General features: G+C 45.2%; 13 protein-coding genes and 1 pseudogene. 4 read left to right on the top strand and 10 right to left on the bottom strand.

Annotation, left to right across the window (positions count from 1 at the left end):
- Window positions 1–5: 5 nt before the first annotated feature.
- The gene (locus HFV01_RS02285; protein ID WP_006669334.1) at window positions 6–1,637 is read right to left on the bottom strand and encodes a class I SAM-dependent methyltransferase; all 1,632 of its coding nucleotides are present in this window, start codon (window positions 1,635–1,637) and stop codon (window positions 6–8) included.
- Between the two features lie 207 nt (window positions 1,638–1,844).
- Here HFV01_RS02285 and HFV01_RS02280 point away from each other — a divergent pair.
- A pseudogene (locus tag HFV01_RS02280) lies at window positions 1,845–2,240 on the top strand (zinc ribbon domain-containing protein); the annotation flags it as partial.
- 170 nt (window positions 2,241–2,410) lie between these two features.
- Window positions 2,411–4,213 (top strand): ATP-dependent zinc metalloprotease FtsH3, encoded by a 1,803-nt coding sequence (gene ftsH3, locus HFV01_RS02275; protein ID WP_006623490.1) that lies wholly within the window; start codon window positions 2,411–2,413, stop codon window positions 4,211–4,213.
- 431 nt (window positions 4,214–4,644) lie between these two features.
- Here the strand turns inward: ftsH3 and HFV01_RS02270 are convergent, their stop codons facing one another.
- Window positions 4,645–6,270 (bottom strand): calcium-binding protein, encoded by a 1,626-nt coding sequence (locus HFV01_RS02270; RefSeq protein ID WP_006623489.1) that lies wholly within the window; start codon window positions 6,268–6,270, stop codon window positions 4,645–4,647.
- 176 nt (window positions 6,271–6,446) lie between these two features.
- Here HFV01_RS02270 and HFV01_RS02265 point away from each other — a divergent pair, with 176 nt between their 5' ends.
- Window positions 6,447–7,637 carry a glycoside hydrolase family 10-like protein gene (locus HFV01_RS02265; RefSeq protein WP_006669337.1) on the top strand — a complete coding sequence of 397 codons (1,191 nt, stop codon included), beginning with the start codon at window positions 6,447–6,449 and terminating at the stop codon, window positions 7,635–7,637.
- On the opposite strand, the gene tatC is transcribed toward HFV01_RS02265, so the two are convergent.
- A complete protein-coding gene (gene tatC, locus HFV01_RS02260) occupies window positions 7,593–8,354 on the bottom strand; it encodes a twin-arginine translocase subunit TatC (protein WP_396442691.1) in 762 nt (253 codons plus the stop codon). The two genes, HFV01_RS02265 and tatC, sit on opposite strands and share 45 nt — an antisense overlap.
- A 428-nt stretch (window positions 8,355–8,782) precedes the next feature.
- Complete coding sequence (queC, locus tag HFV01_RS02255) at window positions 8,783–9,463, bottom strand: 7-cyano-7-deazaguanine synthase QueC (RefSeq protein WP_006623486.1); 681 nt, start codon at window positions 9,461–9,463, stop codon at window positions 8,783–8,785.
- A 282-nt stretch (window positions 9,464–9,745) separates the two neighbouring features.
- Here queC and HFV01_RS02250 point away from each other — a divergent pair, with 282 nt between their 5' ends.
- Window positions 9,746–10,270 (top strand): DUF4149 domain-containing protein, encoded by a 525-nt coding sequence (locus HFV01_RS02250; RefSeq protein ID WP_006623485.1) that lies wholly within the window; start codon window positions 9,746–9,748, stop codon window positions 10,268–10,270.
- Between the two features lie 174 nt (window positions 10,271–10,444).
- Here HFV01_RS02250 and HFV01_RS02245 read toward each other — a convergent pair whose 3' ends face one another.
- From HFV01_RS02245 to HFV01_RS02220, 6 genes are all read right to left on the bottom strand, one after another.
- Window positions 10,445–11,611, bottom strand: coding sequence for a cysteine desulfurase family protein (locus HFV01_RS02245; RefSeq protein ID WP_193520796.1), 1,167 nt, complete (start codon window positions 11,609–11,611; stop codon window positions 10,445–10,447).
- Between the two features lie 10 nt (window positions 11,612–11,621).
- On the bottom strand, window positions 11,622–12,035 hold the full coding sequence (locus tag HFV01_RS02240) for an HNH endonuclease (RefSeq protein WP_006623483.1): 414 nt from the start codon (window positions 12,033–12,035) through the stop codon (window positions 11,622–11,624).
- Window positions 12,028–12,378, bottom strand: coding sequence for a hypothetical protein (locus HFV01_RS02235; protein WP_006623482.1), 351 nt, complete (start codon window positions 12,376–12,378; stop codon window positions 12,028–12,030). The genes HFV01_RS02240 and HFV01_RS02235 overlap by 8 nt, the downstream gene beginning before the upstream one ends.
- The gene (locus HFV01_RS31920) at window positions 12,330–12,626 is read right to left on the bottom strand and encodes a hypothetical protein (protein WP_006623481.1); all 297 of its coding nucleotides are present in this window, start codon (window positions 12,624–12,626) and stop codon (window positions 12,330–12,332) included. The genes HFV01_RS02235 and HFV01_RS31920 overlap by 49 nt, the downstream gene beginning before the upstream one ends.
- A gap of 158 nt (window positions 12,627–12,784) precedes the next feature.
- Complete coding sequence (locus HFV01_RS02225) at window positions 12,785–12,997, bottom strand: DUF5615 family PIN-like protein (protein ID WP_006623479.1); 213 nt, start codon at window positions 12,995–12,997, stop codon at window positions 12,785–12,787.
- A 107-nt stretch (window positions 12,998–13,104) separates the two neighbouring features.
- Window positions 13,105–13,446 carry a DUF433 domain-containing protein gene (locus HFV01_RS02220; protein WP_006623478.1) on the bottom strand — a complete coding sequence of 114 codons (342 nt, stop codon included), beginning with the start codon at window positions 13,444–13,446 and terminating at the stop codon, window positions 13,105–13,107.
- Window positions 13,447–13,475 lie beyond the last annotated feature (29 nt).

The following is a 13,475-nucleotide window of genomic DNA, read 5'->3' as shown; positions in this document are numbered from 1 at the left end:
AACATTTATAGTTTATAGTGGTTGAGTTTATTGATTTGTTTTATAAAAATATTTTTGGGAAAGAAATAGCTAGTATAGGCAATTTCCACAGGCCGATCGCAATCATGGACAAATACATCAGTATCACCATATTTTATAGCCAATTGAGAAGCCAGATAGATACTTTTCATCCTCCCCGGTGTTTCCGGTGTATACCCCGCCGGACCATCAACTAAAATCCAATCCCAGGATATATCATAAATCCAATTAGGTAAATCCAAGGATAAACAATCCTCCCCCTGTTCAAATTTCATCAACAATTCCGCCCAATTTTGTCGCCGAGTTTGGTAATCTATATGATAGGCTTCTAAATCAGCATAGGTATTTTTAACCTGAGTTAACCACCCTTGGCTATCCTCCAAAAATACCGTTTTACCGTGGCGGTTAATATCCATCCATAAACCGCTATCTTTACCCACACCAAAAATTAGCAAATTTCCCGGAGACTGGTGATTAATAATATCAGCAATGTAGCGATATTCTGCCACCGTCATTTGTCCCGGATTATCCGCCACTAACTTATCAATAATTGGATAGTAATAGCCATCATTTTTAACTGAATCTGAATCATGATTTAAAATCCATTGCCATTGTAAATGACTGGGAAGAGTCCAGCTAACAGACGGATCTGGCTGATGAGCAATAGGTTTAACTTTCCCCCGCCAAGCTACCCCCATTATTTGCTTAGTTTGATAAATTGCCACATTCCAACCGCGATCGCGAAAATAATTCCACCCAGCAAACACATCAGGAGAAACCAAATCATGAAACAAAATCAAAGCATCATCCGCCGCCACCTGTTCACAAATTTGAGCATCTAAAAACGGTCCGGGTGCTTCATGATTCCCATCAATAAAAATGAGAGACCAGCGACGATGACAACTCCTAGCAATTTCCGCCACCTTAGCGGGACTGTAACCCGCAATTAACTCAACCCTTTCTGTCACTCCCGCCGCCTGTAAAGCAGAACCCACGCGACTAGCAAAAACGGGATTAGCCAGACCCGGATCAATGACATCGAGAATCACCCCGCCTAAAGCGAGATGACAGGTTGACCAACCCAACCAACAACCAATTTCCAAAGCGGGTTTACCAGCAAATTGTAAAGCGGTATTATATAGAATATGGGCTTCATCTCTAGTAATAAATCCCACCGTAGGGAATTGTTGATCAACGTAGCGATTGTGGGGAATTTCTCGGCGGTGATATTGCCACTTAGAACTAATGTTATCAACCACTAAATTAGGAAAATAGCGATCGCATTTAATTTTCCTCAACCCAGAGGAGACATAATCTCCTGGAGGAAACCATAAATCCTCCCCAGACAGAATTTGTGATAAACCCTGTTGAGCCTTAGTACAATCAGGATTAAGTTCTAGGGCGATACGATAGGCCCTAACCGCCGCCGAGTTTTTATGCTGGGCTTGCAACACTTGACCGAGGATATGATAAGCTCCAAAATGGTGGGGCTGGGTTTTGATGGCCTGATGACAAGCTGCGATCGCCTCAGAGAAACGTCCACAAGCCAGACAAGTTCCCGCCTGCTCATTAAGTCCCAAAACCTCAGAACTGGCTGTTAGATTAGCAAAATTCCCCATGAGTTCAGCAATGCGAGTCCAACTGTACAGGTCAATAAGAGCATGATTTCATCTCAAATTAGGTTAACATTTGACGGCAATACAGTACAATACCAAGTATGGGTGCGAGACGTTTAGGAGTGAAATAGGGATGCAATGCCCGAAATAGCCTCCTAGTGGGACTTCCACCCCTTGGTTGATTGGGTCGCATCCCTGGCCATCCCATAACACAGCCGGATTTTTTTGCCCACCTTCGAGACTTCCAATATGGTTGCCAAGGTGAAGCGTCTAATCAGGTCTAAGACTGCCCGCGCCATGCTGACATGGGCGCATTATCGATTCAAACTAACCCTGAGACATCAAGGGGAAATAACTGGAACCACAGTTGTAGATGTGACCGAAGAATACACCAGCAAAACCTGTACTCACTGTGGTCATGTGCATTCCCAGCTAGGTGGCTCAAAAGTGTTCCGATGTCCTGAGTGTGGGTTCACTCTACCCAGGGACTGGAACGGTGCTTTTGGAATCTTTCTAAAAGCTTTGCGGGATACCGCCTCTGTTACCTTAACGGGTAATAGTGCTATCGTCGCATTGTCAGGCAATAGCCGGATAAATGTCGCGTAAATGTATCAGTCGAATATAGGTAATCTGTTCCCAGACCCCGTATTTCTGAAAAATACGTTAAGATTGGTAAACATAATATCAAAGATACCAGAGAATCTGGGATCGACAAAAAATCAGTAGGAGGATAGACCCCCGTGAATAAACGGTGGAGAAACGCGGTCTTATATGCAATGCTGGCTATTGTCGTCATCGCCTTAGCAACGACATTGTTTGACAAACAACCCCAAAGCAGGGAAACCTGGAAATATAGTACCTTTGTCCAGGAAGTCCAACAGAACCGGGTTGAACGAGTGAGTATTAGTGCCGATCGCACTAAAGCCCTAGTTACAGCCCAGGATGGCTCCAAAATCCTAGTAAATCTACCCAATGATCCAGACCTGATCAACATTCTGAGTGAAAACAATGTTGACATTGCGGTACAACCCCAAACCGAGGAAGGACTTTGGTTCAGAGCATTAAGTAGCCTGTTCTTCCCGATTTTGCTCCTAGTGGGCTTGTTCTTCCTATTACGTCGCGCTCAAAACGGACCAGGTAGCCAAGCCATGAACTTTGGTAAATCCAAAGCCAGAGTCCAAATGGAACCCCAAACCCAAGTTACCTTTGGAGATGTAGCAGGTATTGAGCAAGCCAAACTGGAACTGAGCGAAGTAGTAGACTTCCTCAAAAACGCCGATCGCTTCACCGCCATTGGTGCGAAAATTCCCAAAGGCGTGCTATTGGTAGGACCTCCGGGAACCGGAAAAACCCTCCTCGCCAAAGCCGTAGCCGGGGAAGCCGGAGTTCCCTTCTTCAGCATTTCCGGTTCAGAATTCGTGGAGATGTTTGTCGGTGTGGGTGCTTCCCGCGTCCGGGACTTATTCGAGCAAGCCAAAGCCAACGCTCCCTGTATTGTATTTATTGATGAAATTGATGCAGTTGGTCGCCAACGGGGTGCAGGTCTTGGCGGTGGTAACGATGAACGGGAACAAACCCTTAACCAGTTACTGACCGAAATGGATGGGTTTGAAGGCAATACAGGCATTATTATTATTGCTGCTACTAACCGTCCTGATGTACTAGATGCAGCCCTAATGCGTCCGGGAAGGTTCGATCGCCAAGTAGTAGTCGATCGCCCCGACTATTCTGGTCGCTCCGAAATTCTGCAAGTCCACGCCAGAGGTAAAACCCTTGGTAAAGATGTAGATCTCGATAAAATTGCCCGTCGGACTCCTGGTTTTACTGGGGCTGATTTATCTAACCTGTTAAACGAGGCAGCCATTTTAGCCGCCCGCCGCAACCTCACCGAAATCTCTATGGATGAGGTTAATGATGCTATTGATCGCGTCTTAGCAGGTCCTGAGAAGAAAGATCGGGTGATGAGCGAAAAACGCAAAACCCTAGTGGCTTACCACGAAGCTGGTCACGCCTTAGTTGGCGCGTTGATGCCTGACTATGACCCAGTTCAGAAAATCAGTATTATTCCTCGTGGTCGCGCTGGGGGATTAACCTGGTTTATGCCTAGTGAAGATCGCATGGACTCTGGTTTATATAGTCGTTCTTACCTGCAAAATCAAATGGCTGTAGCCCTCGGTGGTCGTTTAGCCGAAGAGATTGTCTTTGGTGAGGAAGAAGTGACTACAGGTGCTTCTAATGACCTTCAGCAGGTTACACGGGTAGCCCGTCAAATGATTACCCGCTTTGGTATGAGCGATCGCCTTGGTCCGGTAGCTCTCGGTCGTCAGCAGGGTAATGTTTTCCTCGGTCGCGATATTATGTCCGAGCGTGATTTCTCCGAGGAAACCGCATCCGCTATTGATGAAGAAGTCCGCGCTTTGGTTGATGAGGCTTATAAACGCGCTCGTCAAGTCCTCGAAGAAAATCGCCCTGTTCTCGATAGTTTGGCAGAAATGCTCATTGAGAAAGAAACCGTTGATTCTGAGGAGTTGCAGGAGTTATTAGCTTCTAGCGATGTCAAAATGGCTGCGATCGCCTAAGCCTCCTTTTTAACCCCATTTTTCCTTCATTCACAGGCTATCCACTTTCAGGATAGCCTTTTTTTTCATCGACAATCCATTCCCCCCCAAAACCTACCTACCATCACATAAACTTTACTAATTTATGCAGCCCCATCGATTTGAATTTCCAAAGAACGTTAAGAATTAATACATTTTTATTGAAAATCCCTCGCAAAAAGTTGACGAGATTATAGGGGTTATGCTATCATCTCAGAAATCGATACCAAGGGCTTGCTCTGTCCTTATGCAAAAATAAAGGCTACAACCCCGATTATATCGCCAGATAAATTATTCTCTCAGCAAAATATTAAATTCACGATGCACGAGTTTTGAGGCAAAAAGCGATCGCTTTTTTTGTCCCTCTTGACAAAAGCGCCATTATGTGCATACAGTCACTCCCTACTATTTGGCTAGATAAACCTAATCGGTCCATCATCAAGATTAGTGCCATCAAATTGAAGATCTACGACCCCTTCTAAGATAGCAATCAACTCATTTTCGCCGGGAGTCCGACGGAAAATAGCAGTCCCTTGTGGGAGTGGTTGGGGGATATCAGTAGAGAATAAATAATCGTCATTACTCAGTAAGATGACATCAGTAGCGCTGTTAAAATTCAAAATCAAAGCATAGTCAGCCACACCATTAATATCATCATTACCGTTATCGTAAAACGGTCCTTTTTCATTGCCTAATACAAAAGTATCAAAACCTTCTCCCCCAACCAGGGTGTCAATAGTTGTCAGTCCTGGGAAATCAGCGCTAGTATCAACACCAACCAGGAAATCATTACCGCGATCGCCACTTAAATAATCCCTACCTCGACCGCCATAGAGAGTATCATCACCCTGACCCCCATATAAACAATCATCCCCATCTCCGCCATAGAGGATATCATTTCCCTGGTTTCCTAGCAGTATATCATCACCCTGGCTACCCAACAGAGTATCATCACCCTTACCCCCATAGAGAGTATCATCACCCGGACCCCCATCTAGGCTATCATTTCCCTGATTCCCAAACAAAAGATCATTACCATTACCACCCAATAAAGTATCATTATCCTCGCCGCCATAGAGCGTATCATTACCATCGCCACCATCTAAGAAATCATTACCTGCTTCTCCAAATAGCAGATCTCGACCAATTCCCCCCAATAGGGTGTCATCATTTAAACCTCCATAGAGGGTATTGTTACCATTTCCGCCATCTAAGAAATCGTTATTTTGACCCCCATATAGGAGATCATTACCCCCACCTCCGATCAGGGTGTCATTCCCGGTAAAACCATAGAGGGTATTATTACCACCCCCACCATAGAGCAAATCATTTCCTTCTGTTCCCAAAATTAAACTATTACCGTCGCCACCCTCAAACACATGATCTGCGCTTGGTAGAGTCGGCGTGGGTGTGGGTTCAGAAGGTGTGGGTTCAGAAGGTGTCGGTGTGGGTTCAGAAGGGGTAGGAGTTGGTGTGGGTTGAGAAGGTGTAGGAGTCGGTGTGGGTTGAGAAGGTGTAGGAGTCGGTGTGGGTGTAGGAGTCGGTGTGGGTGTCGGTGTGGGTGTAGGTGTAGGAGTCGGTGCGGGTGTGGGTGTGGGTGTGGGTGGTGGTGTAGGAATGGGAACCGGAGGCGGCGGTGTCGGTTGAGCAACCGGAGGAGGTGTGGGTTCAAAAGGTGCAGGTGTCGGTTGAGGAATTGGTGGCGCGGGTTCTGGGATAAAAGGGATTTCCTCCTCCTCCTCCTCTCCATTATCGCCATTGTCCCCATTATCGCCATTGTCCCCATTATCGCCATTGTCCCCATTATCGCCATTGTCAACGGGGAGGGTGTCATTATCGCCATTGTCCCCATTATCGCCATTGTCCCCATTATCGCCATTGTCAACGGGGAGGGTGTCATTATCGCTATTGTCAAGGAGTCCGATCTCCGGGTCTTCTTCTTCCTCGCGTATGGATTCCTGATCAATAATATCGGTAAGGTCAGATAATGGTGATATATTTATATCCTGTGCCATTGTGCCAAACCCGAAAGCACTCATCCAACTTACCTCACGATCAATACTGCTAGAGCCATTTTTTTCAGAATAGCATATTCTCTCCGAGAGTCTACCACAAGAAGATGGCAACCGATTCCCAGCCGAAATTTTAATAATTGACGATCATCGTTGATAATTAAGAGTGATTCACCCACAGACACAACTACCCATTATCGGAGATGAGCAAAACACCCTATAGATTCTGGAAACTGTTGATTTCATTGGTGGTAGCTGTTAGTGTTTTTGTGGCGATCGCCATTTCCTCTACTTCTCCAATTCCAGCCAGGTCTGTCACGGAAATCAGGGGAGTTTGGCTAACTAATGTTGACAGTGATATTTTATTTTCAAAATCCGGCTTAACTCAGGCTTTAGACCGCCTACGAAATCTGAATTTTAACACTATTTATCCGACCGTGTGGCAGGGAGGTTATACCCTATATCCTAGCCGTGTAGCTGAGGAGGTTTTTGGTATTTCCCTAGACCCCCACCCCGGATTACAAAAACGAGATATGCTCTCGGAGGTGGTGCGGGAAGGACATAAACGGGGATTAAAAGTTATCCCTTGGTTCGAGTTTGGGTTTATGGCTCCCATTGATTCAGAATTAGCCAAACTTCACCCGAACTGGTTAACACAAACCCAAGATGGTAGTTTCACGAAACCGGGAGGAAATCCTGAGTGGGTGTGGTTAAATCCATTTCATCCCGAAGTACAACAATTCATTTTAAATCTAGTGACTGAAATTGTCAAGAACTATGATATTGATGGCATTCAATTTGATGATCATTTTGGCTTACCTGCTGAGTTAGGTTACGACCCCTTTACGGTCCAACTATTTCAGGATGAACACGGTCAATCACCGCCAGAAAATCCCCTAGATACCTATTGGGTGAGATGGCGAGCCGACCAACTGAATCAGTTTATGGAGAGGGTCTTTTATGGAGTTAAAGCGATTCAAGAAGATTGTCTGATTTCCCTGTCTCCGAACCCCCTACATTTTGCGCTTCCGGCTTATCTTCAGGACTGGTTTACTTGGGAGAGAAAAGGTTGGATTGAACAGTTAGTGCCGCAAATCTATCGTTCTGATATGTCTCATTTTATCAGAGAAATAGAACGAGCAGAAATCGAATTAGCCAAACATCATATTCCGGTTGTCATCGGGATTTTAAGCGGTTTAAACAATCGTCCCACCGCGACCCATATCATAGAAGAACAGGTGATAAATGTACGCGATCGCCATTTTGCGGGAGTATCTTTTTTCTTCTATGAAAGCCTGTGGAATTGGGCGGAAGACCCCCCAGAGGAGCGAGAAAATCGGCTGAAAAAGTTATTTTCCCAGGAGTTTAACCGCTCCCACGCCGCCAAAGTATAAGAAGACAATAGCGCCTCCCAACAAACTTTGAGTCAATGGGTCAGTAGAGGGGGTTAAAAATGCCCCCATAATAGCGGCTCCCATCACCACATATCGCCAGATAGATAACATTTTCTGAGAAGAGACAATACCTAATATCCCCAACAAAATCTGAATAATCGGCACTTGAAATGCGATCGCAGTTACCAACAACAATTTCAGGACAAACTCAAAGTATTCAGAAATTGACCATAGCTGTTCTACCACCTCAGAACCATAATTAATAAAGAACGTCAGAGCCGCCGGAACGATAGCCAGATAAGCAAAAACCAATCCGATTAAGAACAGAAAAGTTGACCCCAGAAAAACCGGACCCAAAAATCGTCGTTCCCGGAGGGTAAGTCCTGGTAAAACGAACTGGATAATCTGAAAAATAATAAACGGACTCGCCACCAGTAAACCGCTATATCCAGCCACTTTCAGGGAGACAAAGAAATACTCTCCCGGAGCCAATTGTAAAAGTTTTACCCCTTGAGCGGGAACCTTTAAAATTTGGACAATTGGTTTAACTGCGATAAAACAAATAACTATCCCAACGACCACAGAAATTAAGGAGTAAAAAATGCGCTGTCTTAATTCTTCCAGGTGGTCAAACAGAGACATTTCTACATCATCAGGAATTTGGTTGAGGTAGTCATCATCATCGGGGGAAATTTGAGGTTCTGGTGGCTTAATCAGAGTGGCTGTTGATGAACTTTTAGCCCTAGTAGAGGTGGCGGGTTGGGAACCATTAACTGAGCCATTCCCGTTCAAGGGTGCTTGACCATTTTTGCCATTAGTATCGGCGGGTCTGGAAACCTGTTGAGGAGTCGCAGCCATAGTCAAGCTATCTGGTTGAATTACGGGAGTTTTTGGGGGAGTGGGGTTCTCAGTTTTGGCAGTCTCTTTCGCCTCCAATTCCGCGCGTAGTTTCTGATTCTCCCGTTCTGTTTCTGCGAGAAGTTGTTTGAGATTGGTAATTCTTTGATGCAGAACAGTCGCCTCTTGACACAGAGCCTCATAAGCATCAGAATTAGGAGATTGTGAAAATTGGTCTTCCATAGAATTAACTGTTAGGGAACTGTTAGGGAGTGTTTGGCGCTATGAACAAGAGAGTTAGTTAGATGTTATCTTTTAGCATAGGAAATGGGATCAGTTAACCCCAAGGCTTCAAAAGCAGCCAGACGCAAACGACAAGCATCACATACCCCACAGGCTTGGGCTTCTCCCCCATAGCAAGACCAGGTATATTCCCAGGGAACCCCTAAACTGTTCCCCAATTGGATGATATCTGTTTTCTTGAGGTCAATTAGGGGAGTGTTGATGGTAATAGCATTACCTTCGCGTCCTTGTTTGGTTCCCAGACGGAACACGGACTGCATGGCGGCGATATAATCAGGGCGACAGTCGGGATATCCTGAGTAGTCTAGTGCATTGACTCCAATATAAATGCGATCGGCTCCGATGGTTTCCCCGTAAGCCAGCGCCAAACTCAGAAAAATGGTGTTTCTGGCGGGGACGTATGTAATGGGGATGGTTGCGGACATTTCTGCCAAAGTGCGATCGCAAGGTAAATCGATGTTATGATCCGTCAAGGCTGACCCTCCCCAACGCTTGAGGTCAAACTCTACCACTTGATGAGCTGCTACCCCCGCCGCCTCGGCAATTTTGGCCGCCGCCTCCAATTCTCGTAGGTGTCGCTGCTGGTAGTTGAAGGACAGTGCATAGCATTCACAGCCATCAGCTTTCGCCTGATACAGCACTGTGGAAGAATCAAGTCCACCAGAGAGTAGAATTACTGCTTTCACGTTATCTCGCCTTTACCCAACTTCATCTTTGTTACTTCAATTATAGAATTAATTGTAACAAAAGTTAATAACAATTACCTAGATCTATGGGCTATGACCCTAAGAGGGGAGCAAATCACCATCTGCTAGGGGATAGAAGGCGATCGCCTTTAGTTAAATTACTACAAACTTCTTAACAATTCTCTGCCGACGGCAAATCGCAAAAATACTTCATATTCACTTCCCCAAAAATTCGCTACACTGGTTAATAAGTAAACGACAAGTTACGAGGTATTATTAATCATGACATTTATACCTAAAGTTCAATACAGTCCCTCCCGCTGGCTAACTCTGGTTCTGATCACCATGGCATTTTGGGTCGGTGGCAGCCTGATTTTGGATGTGGTAATTATGCCAGCGATGTATGTATCTGGGATGATGCAAGAACCTAGTTTTGCCTCCACAGGCGGAATAGTTTTCTCGGCATTTAATCATATGGAAATCCTTTTCGCCGCCTTAGCCTTAACCGGAATGATGGTGTTAGGAATGACTCTACCTGAAGGGTTCAGTAATCGGATTCGTACCCTGACGGTGTTATCTTCTATCTTGTTGGCGATCGCTCTACTGTACACCTACAGCCTCACCCCCCAAATGACTGCCCTAGGGGTGAATTTGAATCTATTTAACCCTGTTGAATCGACTCCAGAGGGGATGAACCAACTACACTTTGGCTATTTAAGTCTGGAATCCTTAAAACTGTTCGCCGCCGGGACTATTTTAGCTTGGTGTTATCATAATCATAATTTTGCTGAAACCATCGAACAGTAATGACCCTAATATTACTATTAGGAATTGACTAGGTTATAACCCGCCAATATATCAGGATTGTAGCCTAGTTTTTTCATGGTTGACGTGATTTATTAGTGGATAATAGCACAGGATATTTGAGGCAAAATAGCCCCTGGGTGAGTGTGGCGTAGTTGAGGGAATTAGGCGATCGCCCTAGGCTTCCATCAACTGGCGGATAGTACCAATAGCACCCGCTAAAATCTCGGCGGCGCGATGAATTTCCGACTCGGTGGTAAATTTGCCAATACCAATTCGCAAGGCTCCTTCCATGGCATTTGGGGATAAAGCGATCGCCCGCAAAACATGGGATGGTGCTTCCACTCCAGAGGAACAAGCCGCCCCCGTAGAAATCGCCAGGCGATCGCGCACTCGTGCTATAATCGCACTATTCGGAACATCTGGAATCGAAATATGCAGATTTCCCGATAAGCGATGATTAATATCTCCATTAACCACCAAACCGGGTATTTTTTCAAGTAGTAAATCCTGTAATTTATCGCGCAAATTAGCAATTCTTGCCTCATCTTCTGCCATTTCCAAACCTCGCAGGCGACAGGCTTCTCCCAACCCCACAATTCCCGGCACGTTGAGAGTACCAGACCTCATTCCTCCTTGATGTCCGCCGCCAAACATCATCGGCTTGAGTGGATAACCTTTTCTAGCCACCAACGCACCGACTCCTTTTGGTCCGTAGAGTTTATGACCAGAAATCGCCAAATAAGTGATTCCCCATTCCTCAAAATTGATAGGTATTTTACCCACAGCTTGGGAGCCATCGCACAAAAAAGCGACCTGGTGAGTTTGGGCAATTTTGCCAATTTCTGCTATGGGATAAATCGTCCCAATTTCGTTATTAGCAGCCATCAGACATAACAGAGAAACCCGATCCCGGCACACCTTATCCACGGATTCCAAGTCGATTTGACCCTGTTTATCAACGGACAAATAAGTGATATCAATTAACCCTTGTTTAACTAAAGCCTGACCGGTATCTAAAACGGCTGGATGTTCCACGGGAGAGACGGCAATTCTCGGCAAATATGGGGATTGATGATTAATGATGCTACCTTGAATAGCCAAATTAATGCTTTCAGTAGCGCCAGAAGTAAAGATGATTTCTCTTGGGGAAGCACCGACTAATTCCGCCACTTGTCGCGCCGCTTGGGATACAGCTTTTTGGGTGCGATCGCCATAAATATGGTCTATACTGTTAGCATTCCCAAATTCTACCGTCATATAATGCAGGATTTTCTCAGCCACTCTGGGGTCAACTGGAGTGGTAGCATGGTAGTCGAGATAGATGGGATAAGAGTCAGTCATTGAATATCTATCAAATCAAGTCTGAACTATTATACAATCGCCGTCTTTCGGTCAGCCGATCCTGGGTATTCATTTGAAGCAGTTTAACCGTCGTGCGTCCTTCTGGAGTCACCCCCAAAATTGTCAATTGTTCCCGAGTAAAGTGTTCTATCCACTCCTGGGTTCTAGGATTGAATAGAAAACTGAATTCTCCCGTTTCTGGATCGAAAGAACCCAGATCGCTACCTTTGTGGCGATTGCAACGCCAGCAGGTCAAAGCCAGGTTATTCGCCTCGGTGATACCGCCGTGTTTTTGGGCGATAATATGGTCGATTTCGTGAGAAAAAAATGCAACATTTGCTGGAAGCAAGCAATATTCACAGCGATAATTGGCTCGTTCTTCAACGAAACGGCGAAGTGATGCGCTGATATAGTTTTCACTCATTTACCCGGTTTAAATAATGAAGATTGCCAGCTTTCAGCATAATAATTAGATGTTCGATTTGTTCGTACTCATCCAATTCTTGCTGTTCGGCGGGTGTCAGTTGCCCCGTTTTGCTACGAGATAGCAACGTTTGTAAGCGTTCCTGCATTTCAGGTGTGGGTTTAAAGGCGGCAATTTCTTCGGGAGTGGGTGCGCTGGCGAGAAAATTGAGGATATAGCGATAAATATGGACCGGGAGTGCCGGTTGTTGGAGAAATTGGACCAGAAGTTCGGGCAGGCGATCGCCCATTTGTGTTAACTGTCCTGAAAGTTCATCTGGGACTTCAATGGTAATTCTAGGCATATCGAACCTCCAATCAAATCGTTGCTTGGCAGAGGGGATAACTTCACCTTAACGGAAAACTGCCGGGTGCGATCGCTTTTTTGTAACAACTCATCCTGAGTAAGAGTTTCGCGATCGCCATAAATATGGTCTATACTGTTAGCATTCCCAAATTCTACCGTCATATAATGCAGGATTTTCTCAGCCACTCTGGGGTCAACGGTCGTCGTGGCGTGGTAGTCGAGATAGATAGGGGGAGAGTCAGTCATCAGATATCAAAGGTTTGAGATTACTTCAGTGGGATGTGAATGATTAGGTCTTGAAATTCATTTTCCTCTGCTGCGATCGCAATAAAAATCAACTCTTGAATAACGACCCCAACTTCTGCTTTTGGACGCAAAACAAAAATTCCCGGTATGTGGTGACCTTAGGTTAGATGTTCCGCCAAATGTACTGGCATTGACCGGCGATTGTTCGTCACCAGAACAAACTTGTTGAGTTCGCACCACAACAATATTTCTGGATCTTGAGTCCCTCTGGGTGGAATTCCTGGGTCTCCCACCATCCAAACGGTTAAATCCCGGGTACGACGTAAAATTTGCTCTTGATAGAGAGGAGGTACAGCCTGTTCAGAAATCATCTGATCACCTCTCAAAGTCCCTCTCCCACAGAGGGAGAGGGATTTAGGGTGAGGGCAATGTATTAAGCGACTGGTGAACAAGCTGTAAGTTTTCATCAATTAAGTATTTAATGTTCATGGAAAACTGGCTTTTTTATCCCTCCTTCTGCTTTTAAATTTAAGAGTCTGACCACAGGCGGCGGAGGATTATTATCCTGTTCGCGCTCAGATTTTAGGCAATATTCCAACCAGTTACCCATGTAATTGCTTACGATGTCTCGATGGTGAAGATAGTACAGAATTGTGGCATAAACTTGCTCTAGAGTCAGCGAAGGATAAGTTTTCGCGATTTCCTCAGCCGTGCAACGGCGATAGATGTACTCATAGAGAATCGTTTCAATACCGATTCGGGAGCCTTTGATGCGAATTTCATCAGAGGAGAGAATGTCAAAGTAATCCTGAAGTTGCATTTTGTCTTAACTCAGTTTTCTGCTATTTT

Origin of the sequence: Limnospira fusiformis SAG 85.79 (genome assembly GCF_012516315.1) — a bacterium.
Taxonomy (GTDB): domain Bacteria; phylum Cyanobacteriota; class Cyanobacteriia; order Cyanobacteriales; family Microcoleaceae; genus Limnospira; species Limnospira fusiformis.
Note: the sequence above shows the minus strand (reverse complement) of the source record. Positions and strands in the feature narration are given on the sequence as shown.